The 17,600-nt window shown below is 68.7% G+C and carries 14 protein-coding genes; 8 read left to right on the top strand and 6 right to left on the bottom strand.

Annotated elements, in window-relative coordinates:
* Nucleotides 1-431: 431 nt before the first annotated feature.
* Nucleotides 432-1,925 (top strand): aldehyde dehydrogenase, encoded by a 1,494-nt coding sequence (locus EA796_RS18870; protein WP_122109721.1) that lies wholly within the window; start codon nt 432-434, stop codon nt 1,923-1,925.
* A gap of 38 nt (nt 1,926-1,963) precedes the next feature.
* Here the strand turns inward: EA796_RS18870 and EA796_RS18865 are convergent, their stop codons facing one another.
* The 5 genes from EA796_RS18865 to EA796_RS18845 form a co-directional block, all read right to left on the bottom strand.
* Complete coding sequence (locus tag EA796_RS18865) at nt 1,964-3,274, bottom strand: NAD(P)/FAD-dependent oxidoreductase (protein ID WP_122109720.1); 1,311 nt, start codon at nt 3,272-3,274, stop codon at nt 1,964-1,966.
* Nucleotides 3,271-3,948 (bottom strand): peptidase S8 and S53 subtilisin kexin sedolisin, encoded by a 678-nt coding sequence (locus EA796_RS18860; protein ID WP_122109719.1) that lies wholly within the window; start codon nt 3,946-3,948, stop codon nt 3,271-3,273. Before EA796_RS18860 ends, EA796_RS18865 begins: the two co-directional genes overlap by 4 nt.
* Nucleotides 3,938-5,671 (bottom strand): ABC transporter ATP-binding protein, encoded by a 1,734-nt coding sequence (locus EA796_RS18855; RefSeq protein WP_122109718.1) that lies wholly within the window; start codon nt 5,669-5,671, stop codon nt 3,938-3,940. The genes EA796_RS18860 and EA796_RS18855 overlap by 11 nt, the downstream gene beginning before the upstream one ends.
* Before the next feature lie 6 nt (nt 5,672-5,677).
* Nucleotides 5,678-7,582: a sigma-54-dependent Fis family transcriptional regulator gene (locus EA796_RS18850; protein WP_122109717.1), complete on the bottom strand. Its 1,905-nt coding sequence runs from the start codon at nt 7,580-7,582 to the stop codon at nt 5,678-5,680.
* 143 nt (nt 7,583-7,725) lie between these two features.
* Nucleotides 7,726-8,676 carry a LysR family transcriptional regulator gene (locus EA796_RS18845; RefSeq protein WP_031302800.1) on the bottom strand — a complete coding sequence of 317 codons (951 nt, stop codon included), beginning with the start codon at nt 8,674-8,676 and terminating at the stop codon, nt 7,726-7,728.
* Nucleotides 8,677-8,938: 262 nt separating this feature from the next.
* Here EA796_RS18845 and EA796_RS18840 point away from each other — a divergent pair, with 262 nt between their 5' ends.
* The 7 genes from EA796_RS18840 to EA796_RS18810 all read left to right on the top strand — a co-directional run bounded on the left by EA796_RS18840 (nt 8,939) and on the right by EA796_RS18810 (nt 17,007).
* Nucleotides 8,939-10,639, top strand: coding sequence for an AMP-binding protein (locus EA796_RS18840; protein WP_122109716.1), 1,701 nt, complete (start codon nt 8,939-8,941; stop codon nt 10,637-10,639).
* A gap of 97 nt (nt 10,640-10,736) precedes the next feature.
* Nucleotides 10,737-12,245 carry a CoA-acylating methylmalonate-semialdehyde dehydrogenase gene (locus tag EA796_RS18835; protein WP_122109715.1) on the top strand — a complete coding sequence of 503 codons (1,509 nt, stop codon included), beginning with the start codon at nt 10,737-10,739 and terminating at the stop codon, nt 12,243-12,245.
* A 46-nt stretch (nt 12,246-12,291) separates the two neighbouring features.
* Nucleotides 12,292-13,065, top strand: a complete 774-nt coding sequence (locus EA796_RS18830) for an enoyl-CoA hydratase (protein WP_021442708.1) — start codon at nt 12,292-12,294, stop codon at nt 13,063-13,065.
* Between the two features lie 77 nt (nt 13,066-13,142).
* Nucleotides 13,143-14,039: a 3-hydroxyisobutyrate dehydrogenase gene (gene mmsB / locus EA796_RS18825; protein WP_122109714.1), complete on the top strand. Its 897-nt coding sequence runs from the start codon at nt 13,143-13,145 to the stop codon at nt 14,037-14,039.
* A complete protein-coding gene (locus tag EA796_RS18820) occupies nt 14,036-15,139 on the top strand; it encodes an enoyl-CoA hydratase/isomerase family protein (protein WP_122109713.1) in 1,104 nt (367 codons plus the stop codon). The genes mmsB and EA796_RS18820 overlap by 4 nt, the downstream gene beginning before the upstream one ends.
* Nucleotides 15,140-15,148: 9 nt before the next feature.
* Nucleotides 15,149-16,300, top strand: a complete 1,152-nt coding sequence (locus EA796_RS18815; RefSeq protein ID WP_122109712.1) for an acyl-CoA dehydrogenase family protein — start codon at nt 15,149-15,151, stop codon at nt 16,298-16,300.
* Between the two features lie 68 nt (nt 16,301-16,368).
* Nucleotides 16,369-17,007 carry a TetR/AcrR family transcriptional regulator gene (locus EA796_RS18810; protein ID WP_122109711.1) on the top strand — a complete coding sequence of 213 codons (639 nt, stop codon included), beginning with the start codon at nt 16,369-16,371 and terminating at the stop codon, nt 17,005-17,007.
* Nucleotides 17,008-17,009: 2 nt separating this feature from the next.
* On the opposite strand, the gene EA796_RS18805 is transcribed toward EA796_RS18810, so the two are convergent.
* Nucleotides 17,010-17,399 (bottom strand): MerR family DNA-binding transcriptional regulator, encoded by a 390-nt coding sequence (locus EA796_RS18805; protein ID WP_021444290.1) that lies wholly within the window; start codon nt 17,397-17,399, stop codon nt 17,010-17,012.
* Nucleotides 17,400-17,600: the final 201 nt, after the last annotated feature.

Below are 17,600 nucleotides of genomic sequence, written 5' to 3'. Positions count from 1 at the left end.
CTGCCGGAGTCGAGTCGTCTTCAAGGTCAGACCTCCACGGTGTTGTTCTTATGGTTTGCATCCCGTTGCAAGGCGGGCGCAGCTGCCAGGGCAAATACACAATGTGTGCCACAGCAGATAAAACCCTTTTAAAACAATTAATTAATTAAAAAATACCGGCCTTGGGAAAATGCTGACGGCCCGCCTGGCTGTCTTGTTTCGCGACAGACTGTTCCAGCCTGAGACGCGAGCGCGCGCCACCCTGCAAGCGTAGCTCCGGCAACTGTGCCAGGGCCGTCTCAGGCCGTCTCAAAGTGCAACAGCGGAACGCCTTGCCCTGGTTCGAGAAGAGCGAATAAATCCTTCTACATCAATGGCTTGATCGACAAAAACGGCCTTGGCACGGGCGTTGCGAAAGGGCCGGGACAACATCAATGAATGAGGTCCTTCCCATGTCCACCGACCTGCCCACCCTCCCCCAGACCCGTGCCTTCCTTGCGCGCAAGCTGCAGATGCTGATCGGCGCCGAGTGGCAGGACGCCGCCAGCGGCGCCACCCTGGCCTTCCGTAACCCGGCCAGCGGCGAGGTGCTCGGTGACGTGCCCAGCGCCGCGGCCGAGGATGTCGATCGCGCCGTACGCGCCGCCCGTCAGGCCTTCGACGACTCGCCGTGGAGCCGTATGCGCCCGCGCGAGCGGCAGAACCTGCTGTGGCGCCTGGCCGACCTGATGCAGCGCGACGCCAGGGAGCTGGCCGAGCTGGAGTGCCTGAACAACGGCAAGAGCGTCGCCGTGGCCCAGGTGATGGACGTGCAGCTGGCCATCGACTTCCTGCGCTACATGGCCGGCTGGGCCACCAAGATCGAGGGCACTACGGTCGACGTGTCGATGCCGCTGATGCCCGACGACCAGTTCCACGGCTATATCCGCCGCGAGGCGGTGGGTGTGGTGGGCGCCATCGTCGCCTGGAACTTCCCGCTGCTGCTGGCCTGCTGGAAGCTCGGCCCGGCACTGGCCACCGGCTGTACCATGGTGCTCAAGCCGGCCGACGAAACCCCGCTGACCGCGCTGAAGCTGGCCGAGCTGGTGCTGGAAGCCGGCTACCCGGCCGGGGTGTTCAACCTGGTCACCGGCACCGGCCTGAATGCCGGCGTCGCCCTCACCCGCCACCCGGGCGTGGACAAGCTGACCTTCACCGGCTCCACCGAGGTGGGCAAGCAGATCGGCAAGGCGGCCATGGACAACATGACCCGGGTGACCCTGGAACTGGGCGGCAAGTCGCCGACCATCGTCCTGCCGGACGCCAACCTCGCCGAAGCCGCCGCCGGTGCCGCCACCGCGATCTTCTTCAACCAGGGCCAGGTCTGCTGCGCCGGTTCGCGCCTGTACGTGCACCGCAAGCACTTCGACAACGTGGTGGCCGACATCGCCGGCATCGCCAACGGCATGAAGCTGGGCAATGGCCTCGACCCGAGCGTGCAGATGGGCCCGCTGATCTCCGCCAAGCAGCAGGATCGCGTCACCGGCTACATCCAGCTAGGCCGCGAGCTGGGCGCCACCATCGCTTGTGGCGGCGAAGGCTTCGGCCCCGGCTACTTCGTCAAACCGACGGTGATAGTCGACGTCGACCAGCAGCATCGCCTGGTGCAGGAAGAAATCTTCGGCCCGGTGCTAGTGGCCATGCCCTTCGACGATATCGACGAGGTGGTGCGCATGGCCAACGACAACCCTTACGGCCTCGGCGCCAGCATCTGGTCCAACGACCTGTCGGCGGTGCACCGTATGGTGCCGCGGATCAAGTCCGGCTCGGTCTGGGTCAACTGCCACAGCGCCCTCGATCCGGCGCTGCCTTTCGGCGGCTACAAGCTCTCCGGCGTCGGCCGCGAGATGGGCGCCGCCGCCATCGAGCACTACACCGAACTCAAATCGGTGCTGATCAAACTCTGATCCTCTCCAGACGCGCCACGTATCGCACGTGGCGCAGTCTATCCAGGTCGCCCAGCAGGGCCGTAGCCCTGAGCCAGCAACCAGCGCTGCACCAGCCGACGCGGCTCCGGCTGCAAGCGCGCCAGGGCCTGCGCGAGTTCACCGGCCTGCAGCGCGCGCACCACTGGCGCCAACTCGACGCCCTGCAGATGCCAGATACCCAGCGGCTGGTCGGCGGTGACCACCACCTCGGCCTCCTCGATCGAGTCGCCACGCAGCACCGGGGCGCTGACGATCCGAACCTGGGAAACGTCGGCCGGCGCGTGCATCGGTTCGGCGTCCGGCCAGCGGCTGCGCGCCTGCCAGAACGGCTGCTCGGCCCAGCGCCGCTCCAGGGCATAGAAGTCGCGGCCGGTGCGGGCGAAACGCAGAAACAGCTGCGCCACCCGCTGCTGGTGGAAGCGTCGCGCCAACGCCGCGCGCTCGGGGTGGCGCAGCAGGGTGTTGATCACCGCCGGTGCCTGCAGCGCCGAGGACAGCGACTGGAAGATGCCGTTGCCGGACAGCGGGTCCACCGCCATGGCGGCGTCGCCGACGCGCAGCCAGTTGGCGCCGCTGGCCTCGTCGAAGAGGATCGCCGTGCTGCTGCGCGCATGCAGGGCGGCCGGTTGCAGCGCCGCGGCGCCAAACAGCTCGCGCACCAGCGCCGATTCGCCGCGGCGCTGCGCGCACCAGGCCGGCAGCTGCGCCCGCAGCGGCAGGCCGGCGGCGTCGCGGGTGATCTGCCAGTAGCAGCGGCCGTCGGCCAGCCGCGCCATCCAGGCCCAGCCGTCGGCCAGGCTCTGCACCGCCGACGCCGCCGGCCCCGACGCCTGCTGCCACTGGCTGAGCAGGCTGAGGGTCTCCGGGCCACGCTGGCGCTTGCCGGCGAGCGGCGCCTGGCGCCCGCGCGCCTCGACGAGGAACTCGCCGTGCAACGTCTCGCCGCTTTCCAGCTGCACCCGATGGCCGTCGGCGCCGCTCTCGACCGCACGCACCCGCGCCGCCAGCAGCTCCACGCCGGCCTCGCGCAGATCCTCGCGTAGCGCCGCATCGAAGGCCGCGCGGTCGATCAGAAACTCCTGATTCAGCCGCTGTTCCTCGCCGTTCCATTGCACCCGCCGCGGCGAGGCCAGGGTGGCGCAGGCCAGGGCACGGTGCAGGCCGGCCTGGCGCAGGCCGTCGAGCACCCGCTGCGAGACGCCCTCCAGCGCGACGAAGCGGCGCCAGTCGCTGACCACCCGTAACGGATAACCCAGGCGCCGCAGGCCCAGCGCCACCGCGGCGCCGGCCGGGCCGGCGCCCAGCACCAGGATACGCGGCGCGCTCATGGGCCGGCCCCGCGCCGCTCGGGGCCGATGAAGGCGGCGCCCCGGTGCAGGTAGTCGAGCACCGCCTCGCGCCCCGCCCCGGGCTCGCGACGCAGGAAGGCGGCGATCAGCCCGCTGAGGGCGGCGCAGGCGACGCTGGCGCCGGCCATGCCGCTGTCCGCGCGCACCGGCGCACCGAAGTCGGCCTGGGCGCTATCCAGCCAGGACCACTGCCCCGGCGCACAGCGGGCGTCGCCGGTGATGCGCAGCACCTGCGGATAGGCCGCCGGGAACACCGCTGCGCCCTGGGCCGGGCTGGAGGCACAGAGCAGGATGCCCGCCGCGCTCGCTGCCGCGCAGGCCTGGCGCAGCAAGGGTCGGTCCTGGCGCAGGCCGAGGCTGAGGTTGATCAGCACCACGTCCTGCTCGATCAGCCAGTGGATGGCGGCGGCCAGTTGCAGCGCGCTGGTCTGCCCGCGGCCGTCGAATACCTGGGCCAGGCATAGCTCGGCAGCGCCGGCCTCGGCCGTCAGGCTGGCGATCACCGCGGCGCCGTGGCCAAGGTCATCGGCTGCCAGCGCTCCCTCGCACAGCGCTTCGCCGTCCAGCCAGAAACGCCGCCCGGCGCGGATCAGCGGCGCCTGGGCCGACGCGTGGCCGCTGTCGACCAGGCCGATATGCGGTTCAGCGGACATCGCTCGCGGCCTCCGCCGGCAGCGGCCGCAGCTGCCCCTCGGCCAGCTGCAGGTGCAGATCGCACTGCGCCAGGGTCGAACGGCGGTGGCTGATGAGGATGCGTGTACGGTCGGCAAACAGCTCGTCGATGGCGGCGATCACCTCGCGTTCGGTGTTCTCGTCCACCGCCGAGGTGGCCTCGTCGAGCACCAGGATCAGCGGCGCCTGGAGCAGCGCGCGGGCGATGGCAATGCGCTGCTTCTGCCCGCCGGAGAGCTGCTGGCCACGCTCGCCGAGCTGGCTGTCGAGGCCCTGCGGCAGGCTGGCCACCAGCTCGTCGAGGCGGGCCAGGCGCACCACCTGTTCGATGGCCGCGCGCTCGACCTGCGGTGCGGCGTAGGCGAGGTTGTCGGCCAGGCTGCCACGAAACAGCACGATGTCCTGGCTGACCACGGCGATACGCCGGCGCAGCTCGGCCAGCTCCAGTTCGCGCAGGTCGCGGCCGTCCAGCAGGATGCGGCCCTGACTGGGGTCGTAGAAGCGCTGCAGCAGGTCGATCAGGGTCGACTTGCCGACCCCGGAGGCGCCGCTGATGGCGACTTTCAGCCCTGCCGCGATGCGCACCTCGACGCCGCGCAGCACCGCCTCGGCGCGCTGCGGGTGGGCGAACCAGACCCCCTCCAGGCGCAGCTCGCCGTGGCCCTGCGCCAGCGGCTGCGGCCGCGCCACCTGGCTGACCTGGGCCGGTTCGCACTTGAGCTCCATCACCCGGCCGAGGCTGACGCTCATCCGCTGCATCGCCACGTACAGGCCGAGCAGGCTCTGCACCGGGCCAACGGCCATGCCCAGGTAGGTGGAGAAGGCGATCAACGCGCCGAGTTGCCAGGTGCCCTGCACCACCCAGTAACCGCCGATGATGAACACGCAGGCCCGCGACAACGAGGTCAGGGTACCGGGCACCGCGTGGGTGAAGAACTCGCTGACCTGCAGTCTGAGCAGCTGGCGCAGGTAGCCCTGACCGAGGCCCTGCAGGCGCTGCGCCTCACGCTGCTGCTGGCCGGCGGCCTGGATGAACTTCATCGCCGGCAGGGTTTCGACCAGAAACGACGACAGGTCCGCCGAGCGCTCGCGCAGGCCGCGGGCGTCGCGCTCGACCCTACGCCGCATCCAGCGCAGCCACAGCACCTCGACGGGGATCAGCACCGCCAGCAGCAACGCCAGCTGCCAGGACAACGCCAGCATCAGGACTACGGCACCGAGCAGGCCGATGACCGCCGACACCGCGGCGAACAGCGAATCGACGGCGAAGCGCTGGATCTCGGCGACGTCGCCGTCCAGACGCGACAGCAGGTCGCCGATCCGTCGTTGGCCATAGAAAGCTGGCGACAGGGTCTGCAGATGGCCGTAGAGGTCGTCGCGCAGGGCGAACAGGATGCGCCCGGACAGCTGGGTATGCAGGTAGCGGTTGATGCCGCCGAGCAGCGTGCCGAGGATGCCGACGACTATCATCGCCACGGCCACCTGCACCAGCACGGGGAAGTCCCGCGCCAGCAGACCGTCGTCGATCAGCGTCTTGGTCAGCCAGGGTTGCGCCAGCACCAGCAACGAGGCGCCCAGCGACAGGCCGAGCAGCAGCGCCACGGCGCGCAGGTGCGGACGCACGAAGCCGTACAGCCAGGCCAGCGCCTGGCGCAGCAGCAGCGGATCGGCGGTGTCGACCAGGCGTGCCAGCAGCTCGATCATGGCGCGTCAGCGCAGCTGCTTGAGCTTGCGATACAGGGTGGCGCGGCTGATGCCGAGCGCATCGGCCGCCGCCGAGACGTTGCCCTGGTGCCGCGCCAGTGCACCGCGGATCAGCTCCAGCTCGCTCTCGCGGATGCTGCCGGGCTGGCGACAGCTGGCGGTCAGCTCGTCGAGCAGGCTGTCGGTCAGGTGATCCAGGCCCAGCACCGTCTCGCCCGGCTCGCGCATGGCCAGCGCCGCGCGCAACACCATTTCCAGCTGACGGATATTGCCCGGCCAGTCATAGCCGGCGAACAGCTCGGCGAGGTCCTTGTCCAGGCTCACCTGTTCGGCGCCCAGCTTTTCCAGGACCAGGGCGATCATCGAAGACAGCTCGCCGCGCTCGCGCAGCGCCGGCAGGCGCAGGCTGACGCCGTTGACCCGGTAGTAGAGGTCCTCGCGGAAGCTCTTGTCCTGCACCAGGCGCTTGAGGTCGCGGTGGGTGGCGCAGATCACCGCGACGTCGATGTCCTGCTCCTCGCCGGCGCCTAGTGGCGCCACCTTGCGCTCCTGCAGCACGCGCAGCAGGCGCGCCTGCAGGGCCAGCGGCATGTCGCCGATCTCGTCGAGGAACAGGGTGCCGCCGTGGGCCTGCATCAGCCGGCCGACCATGCCGCCCTTGCGCGAGCCGGTGAAGGCGCCGTCGCGGTAGCCGAACAGCTCGGACTCGATCAGCCCCTCGGGAATGGCCGCGCAGTTGACCGCGACGAAGGGCCGGTCGGCCCGCGCGCTGGCCTGGTGCAGGGCGCGCGCCACCACTTCCTTGCCGGTGCCGGTCTCGCCCAGCAGCAATACCGGCAGGTCACCGGCCAGCCCCTGACTGGCCATGCGCAGGGCGCGGGCGAAGCGGCTGTCGCCGGCGGCCAGGTCGTCCAGCAGGGTAGGCTTGGTCGGCGCACTGCGCGGCGACTGCAGCGGCACGCCGGCCAGACTGGTATGCCGCGGCACCTGCAGGGCACGGAAATAGAACTCGCCTTTGGCGGTCTGCACGCTGCTGACGCCGCCCTGCAGCAGGCGAGCGATAAACTGCGGCGAGCGGCTGCCGAGCAGGTCGCTGCTGCGCCGGCCGAGCAGCGCCTCGCGGCCGATCTGCAGCAGCTCGCAGGCCTGCTGGTTGGCGGCCAGCACCTCGCCGTCCAGGCTCAGCGCCAGCAGGCCATGCCAGGCCGAGCCGAGGTACTGCGGGCGGGCATGGAAGGCCAGCACCAGATGCTCGGGATAGCAGCTGGCGAACAGCCGGCTCTCGATATTGCTGGCCGCCAGCAACAGGGTTGCCAGGTTGTCCTGCGGCTGGCTCATAACTCCGTCGCGGGTCAGGTCGAGCACGCCGACCACCCGGCCACGAGGGTCACGGATCGGCACCGAGGTGCAGGAGAAGCGGCTGAGCCGATCGAGATAATGCTCGCCGCAGTTGATCAGGGTCGGCCGCCCCTCCAGCACCGCCGTGCCCAGGGCGTTGGTGCCGCGCAGCGATTCGCTCCAGCAGCTGCCGGGGCGCAGGTCGCGCAGGCCGAGATCCTTGAGCAGCTGGGTCTGGCCTTCGAGGGCGAGGATATTGGCCTGGGCGTCGCCGAGTATCACCAGGCCGGCCTTGCCCTGCTGGCTGACCAGGTACTCCAGTTCGGGGGTGGCGGCGTCGATCAGCAGGCGGTTGCTGTCGAGCAGTAGCTGCAGGTCATTGTCCTGCTGCAGGCCGAGAGCATCGTGCTCCAGGCAGTTGAGGCCGTGACCGAGGCTGCGCCGCCAGGAGGCATGGATCTCCTCGCGCAGCAGGCCCTCGGGCAACTCGCCCTCGTGTAGCAATTTGAGACGCGCCTGTCTCGATTCGTGCAATGGATCGGCAGCCGTTGTTGTTTGAATACGCTGTGCCATCTTCGCTCCCGCCTGAACCTCTACCTTGTCGCCAGCGCCTGACGGCACTATGGGTGACCATGCTCCCGCCGTTATCGCTTGTCCAGCTCCGGCCCCGCCGGGGGCCGCTGGGGGATTGGCGAGCAAACCCCGTGCCGCTGAGCTCAGCTCGGCGGCAGGTAGTGCATCTGGCTGGACTCGCCCATCAGCAGCGGCCGGTTGAGATCGGCGCAGGCGCGCAGGTACTCGGCTGCCAGAGTCACGCGCTTGAGCTTGCGCAGGTCCTCGCTGTAGGACAGCCAGAACTGGCGAATCACGTCCACCTCCTCCGGCAGCACCGCCTGCAGGCGCGAGTCCGGGCCGGCCAGAAAGCTCGGCAGAATGGCCAGCGCCTTGCCCTGCAGCGCGGCGTGGTACTGGGCGATCACGCTGGTGCTGCGCAGCTGGCTGACGGTCCCCGGCAACAGGTCGTTGAGGTAGAGCAGCTTGGAGCTGAACGCCAGGTCGTCGACATAGCTGACGAAGGGGTGGCCGGCCAGATCGTCGCGACTGCGGATCGGCGCATGGCTGGCCAGGTACTCAGGGGTGGCGTACAGGCGCAGGCGATAGTCGCACAGCTTGGCGCAGACGTAGGGCCCACGCTCAGGGCGTTCCAGGGTGATGGCGATGTCCGCCTCGCGCCGCGACAGGCTGACGAAGTGCGGCACCGGCAGGATATCCAGGGAGATATGCGGGTAGCGCGCGAGAAAACCGCTCATCTGCGCGCTGACGAAACAACAGCCGAAGGCCTCGGTGCAGCCGATGCGCAGGTGCCCGGAAAGCCCCAGACGGGTCCCGGAGACCTGTTCGCAAGCGGCCTGCAACGTGCTTTCCAGTGTCTCGGCATGCCCCAGCAGGCGCTGGCCCTCGACGGTAAGGGCGAAGCCGGCGGCACGCGACTTCTCGAACAGCAGCGCTCCCAGGCTCTGCTCCAGCGCGCGGATGCGCCGCGACACGGTGGTGTAGTCGACCCCCAGCCGGCGCGCAGCCGCGCTGGCGGTGCGGGTACGCGCCACCTCGAGGAAAAAGCGCAGGTCGTCCCAGTTGAGCTTGTCGCCCATCGTGCCTTTTTGCATATCGATCCCTGTACCTGCCGTCGTATCGGGGCAATTGCGCACAGATATACGCCATGCCAGACACCCTGACCAGCCCCCGGTTTGCCCTGCGAAGACGGCTCTGCTCCGCACCTCAGGCCTCACCACGGGTTAAATCCATAGCGATATTTATGCATATCGATCCGGATTATTTACGTCTTCTGGCGGCGCAAACGCCTACCTATACTCCAGATACAAGCTTGCTTGCGCCGTACCCCCACAACAACAAGACAGGGCCGCAACCATGAACCGCAACTGCCTCCCCTTTCTCGCCGCCCGCGATTTCCTGCTGGCCCACCGCAGCGACTACGAAACTGCGGTGCGCGACTTCCGCTGGCCGCAGCTCGACGAATTCAACTGGGCACTGGACTACTTCGATGCCATGGCCGCGGGCAACCAGGCGCCGGCGTTGTGGATAGTCGAGGAGGACGGCAGCGAGCAGCGCTACAGCTTCGCCGAACTGGCCGAGCGCTCCAACCGCGTGGCCAACCACCTGCGCGAACGCGGCGTGCGCCGCGGCGAGCGCATCTTGCTGATGCTGGGTAACCACATCGCCCTGTGGGAGACCATGCTGGCCGCCTTCAAGCTCGGCGCCGTAGTGATCCCGGCCACCGCCCTGCTCACCGCCGACGACCTGCGCGACCGCCTCGAGCGCGGCGGCGTGCGCCATCTGGTGGTGGGCAGCGAGCACACCGGCAAATTCGCCAACCTGGCCGAAGGCTGCACACGCATCTGCGTCGGTGCAGCGGTCGAGGGCTGGATCGGCCACGCCAGCGCCGCCGACTATCCCGCCGAGTTCCAGGCCGATGGCCCGACCCGCGCCAGCGATCCGCTGCTGCTGTACTTCACCTCCGGTACCACCAGCAAACCGAAGATGGTGCTGCACAGCCACCAGAGCTACCCGGTCGGCCACCTGTCGACCCTGTACTGGATCGGCCTCAAGCCCGGCGACCTGCACCTGAACATCTCCTCCCCCGGCTGGGCCAAGCACGCCTGGAGCTGCTTCTTCGCCCCGTGGAACGCCGGCGCCTGCGTGTTCATCCACAACTGCGCGCGGTTCAGCGCCAAGGCCCTGCTCGGCGTGCTGGAGCAGTACGGCATCACCAGCCTGTGCGCGCCGCCCACCGTATGGCGCATGCTGATCCAGGAAGACCTGGCCAGCCTGAAAGGCCGCCTGCGCCTGCGCGAGCTGGTCGGTGCCGGCGAGCCGCTCAACCCCGAGATCATCGAGCAGATCGAGGCGGCCTGGGGTCTGCCGCTGCGCGACGGCTTCGGCCAGTCGGAGACCACCGCCCTGGTCGGCAACACCCCCGGCCAGCCGCTCAAGCCCGGCTCCATGGGCCGTCCGCTGCCCGGCTACCGGGTGTGCATGCTCGACCCCGACGGCGCACCGGCCAGCGAAGGCGAGGTCGCCCTGCCGCTCGACCCGCATCCGCTGGGCCTGATGCTCGGCTACGAGGACAGCCCGGAGAAGACCGCCGAGGTGATGCGCGGCGGCTATTACCGCACTGGCGACACCGCAGCCATCGATGCCGAGGGCTACATCACCTTCGTCGGTCGCGCCGACGACGTGTTCAAGGCGTCCGACTACCGCATCAGCCCCTTCGAGCTGGAGAGCGCGCTGATCGAACACCCTGCGGTGATGGAGGTCGCCGTGGTACCGAGCCCCGATCCAGTGCGCCTGGCGGTACCCAAGGCCTTCGTCATCCTCGCCCACGACCGGACCGGCGACGCCGCGCTGGCCGAGCAAATATTTGCCTTCGCCCGCGAGCACCTGGCGCCCTACAAGCGGGTGCGGCGCATCGAGTTCGTCAGCGAGCTGCCCAAGACCATCTCCGGCAAGATCCGCCGCGTCGAACTGCGGCAGATGGAGGTGCAGCGCCGCCAGGGCGAACGCGGCGCGCAGGAATACTTCGAAGAAGACTTCCCGCAGCTCAAGGGCTGAATCCGGGCCGGCGCGCCGGCCTCCCCCTAAACCCGACCGCTCGGCCGCCCCGGCCGAGGGGCCTCACTCGACCCCAAGAAGCAGATAGGACCGAAACATGACCTCTTCCAGCGTTCCCAGCGTCAAGCTGCTGATCAACGGCGAACTCGTCGAATCCAAGACCAGCCAGTGGCGCGATGTGGTCAACCCGGCCACCCAGGAAGTCCTGGCCCGCGTGCCCTTCGCCACCACCGAAGAAATGAACGCCGCAGTCGCCTGCGCCGCCGAGGCCTTCAAGACCTGGCGCAAGACCCCGATCGGTGCCCGCGCACGGATCTTCCTCAAGTACCAGCAGCTGATCCGCGAAAACATGAAGGAGCTGGCCGCGCTGCTCACCGCCGAACAGGGCAAGACCCTGCCGGACGCCGAGGGCGACGTTTTCCGCGGCCTGGAGGTGGTCGAGCACGCCGCCAACATCGGCAACCTGCAGATGGGCGAGTTGGCCAACAACGTCGCCGGCGGCGTCGACACCTACACCCTGCACCAGCCGCTGGGTGTGTGCGCCGGCATCACCCCGTTCAACTTCCCGGCGATGATCCCGCTGTGGATGTTCCCCATGGCCATCGCCACCGGCAACACCTTCGTCCTCAAACCGTCCGAGCAAGACCCGCTGGTAACCATGCGCCTGGCTGAGCTGGCCATGCAGGCCGGCGTGCCCAAGGGCGTGCTCAACGTGATCCACGGCGGCGCCGAGGCGGTCAACCTGCTCTGCGATCACCCGGACATCAAGGCGGTGTCCTTCGTCGGTTCGACCCAGGTCGGCACCCACGTCTACAACCGTGCCACGGCCAACGGCAAGCGGGCGCAGTGCATGATGGGGGCTAAGAACCACGCCATCGTGCTGCCCGATGCGAACAAGCAGCAGACCCTCAACAACCTGCTCGGCGCGGCCTACGGCGCCGCCGGCCAGCGCTGCATGGCACTTTCGGTGGTGATCCTGGTGGGCGAGGCGCAAGGCTGGCTGCCGGAGTTGGTAGAAAAGAGCAAGACGTTGAAGGTGGGCGCAGGCGTCGAGCCCGGCACCGACGTCGGCCCGCTGGTCTCCTGCGCCGCCCTGGATCGCGTCAGCGGCCTGATCGCCCGCGGCATCGAGGAAGGCGCCCAGCTGCTGCTCGATGGCCGCAACCCGCAGGTGCCGGGTTATCAGGACGGCAACTTCGTCGGTCCGACCCTGTTCGCCGGAGTCACCCCCGCCATGAGCATCTACCGCGAGGAAATCTTCGGCCCGGTGCTGTGCGTGATGCACGCCGCGACCCTGGACGAGGCCATCGCCGTCATCAACGCCAACCCCAACGGCAACGGCACCGCCCTGTTCACCCGCTCCGGCGCCGCCGCCCGGCACTTCCAGGAAGAGATCGACGTCGGCCAGGTAGGCATCAACGTGCCGATCCCGGTGCCGGTGCCGCTGTTCTCCTTCACCGGCTCGCGCGCCTCCAAGCTCGGCGACCTGGGTCCCTACGGCAAGCAGGTGGTGCAGTTCTACACCCAGACCAAGACCGTCACCTCGCGCTGGTTTGACGAGGACGAGGTCGGCGGCCCGGTCAACACCACCATCACCCTGAAATAAGCCATGCGGGCCGGCCACCGCGCCGGCCCCGTCGGGAGACAGCTCCATGGATTACCAGACCCTGCTGGTCGAGGTGCGCGAACGCGTCGCCCTGATCACCCTCAACCGCCCGCAGGCACTCAATGCGCTGAACAGCCAACTGATCGCCGAGCTCAACCAGGCGCTCGACCACCTGGAGGCCGACGCCGGCATCGGTTGCATCGTCATCACCGGCTCGGCCAAGGCCTTCGCCGCCGGTGCCGACATCAAGGAAATGCTCGAACTGGGCTACCCGCAGATCTACCTGGACGACTTCTTCGCCGCCGCCGACCGCATCGGCAACCGGCGCAAGCCGCTGATCGCCGCAGTGGCCGGCTACGCCCTGGGCGGCGGCTGCGAACTGGCGCTGATGTGCGACTTCATCTACGCCGCCGATACCGCCCGCTTCGGCCTGCCGGAGCTGAGCCTGGGGGTAGTTCCCGGCATCGGCGGCACCCAGCGTCTGACCCGTGCGCTGGGCAAGGCCAAGGCCATGGAGCTGTGCCTGACCGGCCGCCAGCTCAGCGCCGAAGAAGCCGAACGCGCCGGCCTGGTGGCCCGCGTGCTGCCGGCCGCCGAACTGCTGGAGCAGACCCTGGCGGTAGCCGCTGGCATCGCCGGCAAGTCACTGCCGGCGGCGATGATGATCAAGGAATGCGTGGGCCGCGCCGAGGAACTCGGCCTGGCCGAAGGCGTGCGTTTCGAACGGCGAGTGTTCCATTCGCTGTTCGCCAGCCACGACCAAAAGGAAGGCATGCAAGCCTTCGTGGAAAAACGCCCGCCGCGCTTTCAGCACCGCTGAACCGCTATCGCCCCTCTCCCCCATGGAGTGAGGGGCAAAGGTCCAGCGCCTCGAACACTCACAACGGAGTCTCCATCATGCATATAGGTTTTCTCGGTCTCGGCAACATGGGCGGCCCCATGGCCCGCAACCTGCTCAAGGCCGGCCATAGCGTCAGCGTCTACGACCCCAGCGCCCAGGCCGTTACGGCCCTGGTGGAGGCCGGTGCCAGCGCGGCCATCTCGCCGGCAGCCGTGGCCCAGGCGCCGGTCGAGGCGATCGTCACCATGCTCCCGGCCGCCGCCCAGGTGAAACAGGTCTACCTCGGCCAGGACGGCCTGCTCGCCCAGGTCGCCAAGGGCGTGCTGTTGATCGACAGCTCCACCATCGACCCGCTCAGCGCCCGCGAGGTGGCCGCCCGCGCCGCCACCCAGGGCAACCCGATGCTCGATGCGCCGGTCTCCGGCGGCACCGGCGGCGCCGCGGCCGGCACTCTGACCTTTATGGTCGGCGGTCCGGCAAGTGCGTTCGACCGCGCCGGGCCGATTCTTTCTGCTATGGGCAAGAACCTGGTGCACTGCGGCGACAGCGGCAATGGCCAGGTGGCGAAGATCGCCAACAACCTGCTGCTGGGCATCTCCATGGTCGGCGTCGCCGAGGCCATGGCCCTGGGCGTGGCGCTGGGCATGGACGCCAAGGTGCTGGCCGGCATCATCAACACCTCCAGCGGCCGCTGCTGGAGCTCGGAGATCAACAACCCCTACCCCGGCGTGCTGGACAACGCCCCGGCCTCGCGCGGCTACAGCGGCGGCTTCGGCGCCGAGCTGATGCTCAAGGACCTGGGCCTGGCTACCGAGGCGGCCAGGCACGCACGCCAACCGGTGCTGCTCGGCGCCGCAGCGCAGCAGTTGTACCAGAGCTTGAGCCTCAAGGGTCATGGCGGCCTGGATTTCTCCGCCATCATCAAGCTGTACCAGCAGGATCAGCCGGCATGAGCGGCGCCGAGCCGCAGATCCTGGTGGCCGTGCGCAACGGCGTCGGCCACCTGACGCTCAACCGGCCGGCCGGACTCAACGCCCTGACCCTGGTCATGGTGCGCCAGCTGCAAATGCAGCTGGACGCCTGGGCGCAGGACCCGGCGATTCGCGCGGTGGTGCTGCGCGGCGTCGGCGACAAGGCCTTCTGCGCCGGCGGCGACATCCGCGCGCTGTATGACAGCCAACGCAGCGGCGACGACCTGCACCTGCGTTTTCTCGAAGAGGAGTACGCCCTCGATCAGTGCCTGCACGCCTATCCCAAGCCCGTGCTGGCATTGCTCGACGGCTACGTACTCGGCGGCGGCATGGGCCTGGCCCAGGCCGCCTCGCTGCGGCTGGTCACCGAGCGCACGCGCATGGCCATGCCCGAGGTCGGCATCGGTTTCTTCCCCGACGTCGGCGGTAGCTACTTCCTGCCGCGCCTGCCCGGCGAGCTGGGCCTGTACCTGGGCGTCAGCGGCGTGCAGATCGGCGCCGGCGATGCGCTCTACACCGGCCTGGCCGACCATTGCATCGACAGCGACCGCCTGACCGAACTGGACGCGGCACTGGATCGACTGCCCTGGAGCGACTCGCCCGACGACGACCTGCGCACCCTGCTCGCCGAGCTGGCCAGCGGCGAGCTACCGCACGCCGAGTTGCCTAGACTGCGCCCGGCCATCGAGCGTTGCTTCGCCGCGCCCGACCTGCCGGCGATCCTTGCGGCGCTGCACGCCGAACGGCAGACCGATGCCGCCGACTGGGCCGAGCGGACCCTGCAGCTGCTGGGCAGCCGCTCGCCGTTGGCCATGGCGGTGACCCTGGAGCTGCTGCGCCGCGGTCGCCATCTGAGCCTGGCCGACTGTTTCGCCCTGGAGTTGCACCTGGATCGCCAGTGGTTCGCCAAGGGCGACTTCATGGAAGGCGTGCGTGCGTTGATCATCGACAAGGACAGGACGCCGCGCTGGAACCCACCGAGTCTGGCCGAGCTGTCGCCCGCGCGGGTGCAGGCCTTCTTCGCCGGCTTCCGCCCCGGCCACGCCGCCTTGGGGTGCACCGCGCACACCAGCTGCCACTAGGAGTAGAACATGCACGATATCGATTTGACCGAAGACCAACGCATGATCCGCGACATGGCCCGCGACTTCGCCCGTAGCGAGGTGGCGCCGCACGCCCAGGCCTGGGAAAAAGCCGGCTGGTTGGACGACACCGTGGTGACGCAGATGGGCGAACTGGGCCTGCTCGGCATGGTGGTGCCGGAGCAATGGGGCGGCAGCTACACCGACTACGTCGCCTACGCCCTGGCCGTGGAGGAAATCTCCGCCGGTGACGGCGCCCTCGGCGCGCTGATGAGCATCCACAACTCGGTGGGCTGCGGCCCCCTGCTCAAGTACGGCAACCCCGCCCAGCAGGACGCCTGGTTGCCGGCGCTGGCCAGCGGCCAGGCCATCGGCTGCTTCTGTCTCACCGAGCCGCAGGCCGGCTCCGAGGCGCACAACCTGCGCACCCAGGCGGTGTTGCAGGACGGTCACTGGCTGCTCAACGGGACCAAGCAGTTCGTCAGCAATGGCAAGCGCGCCAAGCTGGCCATCGTCTTCGCCGTCACCGACCCGCAGCTGGGCAAGAAAGGCCTGTCAGCCTTTCTGGTGCCCACCGACACCCCGGGCTTCGTGGTCGAACGCAGCGAGCACAAGATGGGCATCAAGGCCTCGGACACCTGCGCGGTGACCCTGCAGGACTGCCGCATCCCGCAAGAAAACCTGCTCGGTGAACGCGGCAAGGGCCTGGCCATCGCCCTGGCCAACCTCGAGGGCGGGCGCATCGGCATCGCCGCCCAGGCCCTGGGCATCGCCCGCGCGGCCTTCGAGGCGGCGCTGGGTTATGCGCGCGAGCGGGTGCAGTTCGGCAAGCCGATCGCCGAGCACCAGAGCGTGGCCAACCAGCTGGCCGACATGCACACCCGGCTCAACGCCGCGCGCCTGCTGATCCTGCATGCCGCGCGACTGAAGAGCGCCGGCCTGCCCTGCCTGTCGGAGGCCTCGCAGGCCAAGCTGTTCGCCTCGGAAATGGCCGAGAAAGTCTGCTCCCAGGCCATCCAGATCCATGGCGGCTACGGCTACCTGGAGGACTTCCCGGTGGAGAAGTACTACCGCGATGCGCGCATCACTCAGATCTACGAGGGCTCCAGCGAAATCCAGCGCCTGCTGATCGCCCGCGAGCTGACGCACTACCCCCTGTAACGGCCGTTGGCCAAAGCGCTCGGCCAAGCCGAGCGCTGCCGACCTAGGCTTTCACCATCAGCGGCGCCATGCTTGGCGCCCCCTGCTACTCCATTCCTGCCGCCATGCCCGCCAGCCAACGCCGCACCGATCCCTCGCGCTACCAGAACACGCGCCTCAAGGCGCTGGAACTGTTCGCCTGCCGCGGGTTCAGCCGGGTCAGCATGCGCGACCTGGCCGAGCATCTGGGTATCGCTGCCGGCTCGCTGTACAACCATATAGAGAGCAAGGAGGCGCTGCTGTTCGAGCTGATCGAGGAGCTCTACGAGGAACTGCTGCATGGCGCCCAGCAGGTCAGCCGCCAGGCCGCCCCAGCGAACGCGCGGCTGCAGGCGCTGGTCGAGGCGCACCTGCAGCTGCACGGGCGCATGGCGGCGCACTTTCGTCTCGCCGAATACGAGAGCCATTGCCTGAACGCCGAGCAGCAGCGACAGATCGGCGCGCTTCGCGCACGCTATCAACGACTGCTGGTGGAGAGCGTCGAGCAGTGTCACGGCCAGCCGCTCGGCGACAGCTGCCGGGCGGCGCTGGGCGGCATCGTCACCCTGCTCAACCAGCTGCCGGCCTGGGTCGAGGCACCGCAGTTGAGTGGCCAGGCCCGTCAGGCGCTGCTGCGCGATATGGCGCAGGGCGCGTTGCGCGGAGCCCTGGGCAGTCTGCGGGACTGAACTCAACGCGTTTCGGGAATCTCCAGCAAGGCCGCGCGACAACGCTCTTCGGCGGTGTCCAGCTCCAGCTGCATCTGCTGGATATCGAGCAACTGCTGCTCGAGCTGCAGGCGCCGCTCGGCGATCTTGCCCAGCATGATGTTGAGCTGATTGCGGTTGTCGCCCTGCGGGTCGTACAGCTCGATCAGGCTCTTGCACTCGGCCAGGGAGAAGCCGATGCGCTTGCCGCGCAGGATCAGCTTCAGCGCCACGCGGTCCTTGGCCGTGTAGATGCGCTCCTGGCCGCGACGGGTCGGCGAGAGCATGCCCTGCTCCTCGTAGAAACGGATGGTCCGCGTGGTCACGTCCAGCTCACGGGCCAGTTCGGAAATGCTGTAGGTCTTGGCGGCCATGGCGGTTATCCCTTGAAAAAGACGGCGCGGATGAAGCCGCGTGGCCGGCACGCTAGCAAGTCTTTACGTTAACGTCAACGCAGGAAGGCGAAACGCCAGTACGCTGCGCCGCGGTAAAAAAACGGGCCCCGCAGGGCCCGAAATGCTTCACGAGGAGCAGTTGTGCACGCAAGCCTTACCAGAGCGGCAGGCTGTAGCTGA

It is taken from the genome of Pseudomonas sp. AOB-7, assembly GCF_003696305.1.
Taxonomy (GTDB): Bacteria; Pseudomonadota; Gammaproteobacteria; order Pseudomonadales; family Pseudomonadaceae; genus Aquipseudomonas.
The sequence above is the reverse complement of the archived record's forward strand: the minus strand, read 5'-3'. Positions and strand labels throughout refer to the sequence as shown.

Bases quoted from the DNA above. Each gene is read 5' to 3' on its own strand.
- EA796_RS18855 (WP_122109718.1), bottom strand. From the start codon at position 5,671: ATGATCGAGCTGCTGGCACGCCTGGTCGACACCGCCGATCCGCTGCTG.
- EA796_RS18865 (WP_122109720.1), bottom strand. From the start codon at position 3,274: ATGAGCGCGCCGCGTATCCTGGTGCTGGGCGCCGGCCCGGCCGGCGCC.
- EA796_RS18845 (WP_031302800.1), bottom strand. From the start codon at position 8,676: ATGCAAAAAGGCACGATGGGCGACAAGCTCAACTGGGACGACCTGCGC.
- EA796_RS18850 (WP_122109717.1), bottom strand. From the start codon at position 7,582: ATGGCACAGCGTATTCAAACAACAACGGCTGCCGATCCATTGCACGAA.
- EA796_RS18840 (WP_122109716.1), top strand. From the start codon at position 8,939: ATGAACCGCAACTGCCTCCCCTTTCTCGCCGCCCGCGATTTCCTGCTG.
- EA796_RS18835 (WP_122109715.1), top strand. From the start codon at position 10,737: ATGACCTCTTCCAGCGTTCCCAGCGTCAAGCTGCTGATCAACGGCGAA.
- EA796_RS18860 (WP_122109719.1), bottom strand. From the start codon at position 3,948: ATGTCCGCTGAACCGCATATCGGCCTGGTCGACAGCGGCCACGCGTCG.
- mmsB (WP_122109714.1), top strand. From the start codon at position 13,143: ATGCATATAGGTTTTCTCGGTCTCGGCAACATGGGCGGCCCCATGGCC.
- EA796_RS18805 (WP_021444290.1), bottom strand. From the start codon at position 17,399: ATGGCCGCCAAGACCTACAGCATTTCCGAACTGGCCCGTGAGCTGGAC.
- EA796_RS18810 (WP_122109711.1), top strand. From the start codon at position 16,369: ATGCTTGGCGCCCCCTGCTACTCCATTCCTGCCGCCATGCCCGCCAGC.
- EA796_RS18815 (WP_122109712.1), top strand. From the start codon at position 15,149: ATGCACGATATCGATTTGACCGAAGACCAACGCATGATCCGCGACATG.
- EA796_RS18820 (WP_122109713.1), top strand. From the start codon at position 14,036: ATGAGCGGCGCCGAGCCGCAGATCCTGGTGGCCGTGCGCAACGGCGTC.
- EA796_RS18830 (WP_021442708.1), top strand. From the start codon at position 12,292: ATGGATTACCAGACCCTGCTGGTCGAGGTGCGCGAACGCGTCGCCCTG.
- EA796_RS18870 (WP_122109721.1), top strand. From the start codon at position 432: ATGTCCACCGACCTGCCCACCCTCCCCCAGACCCGTGCCTTCCTTGCG.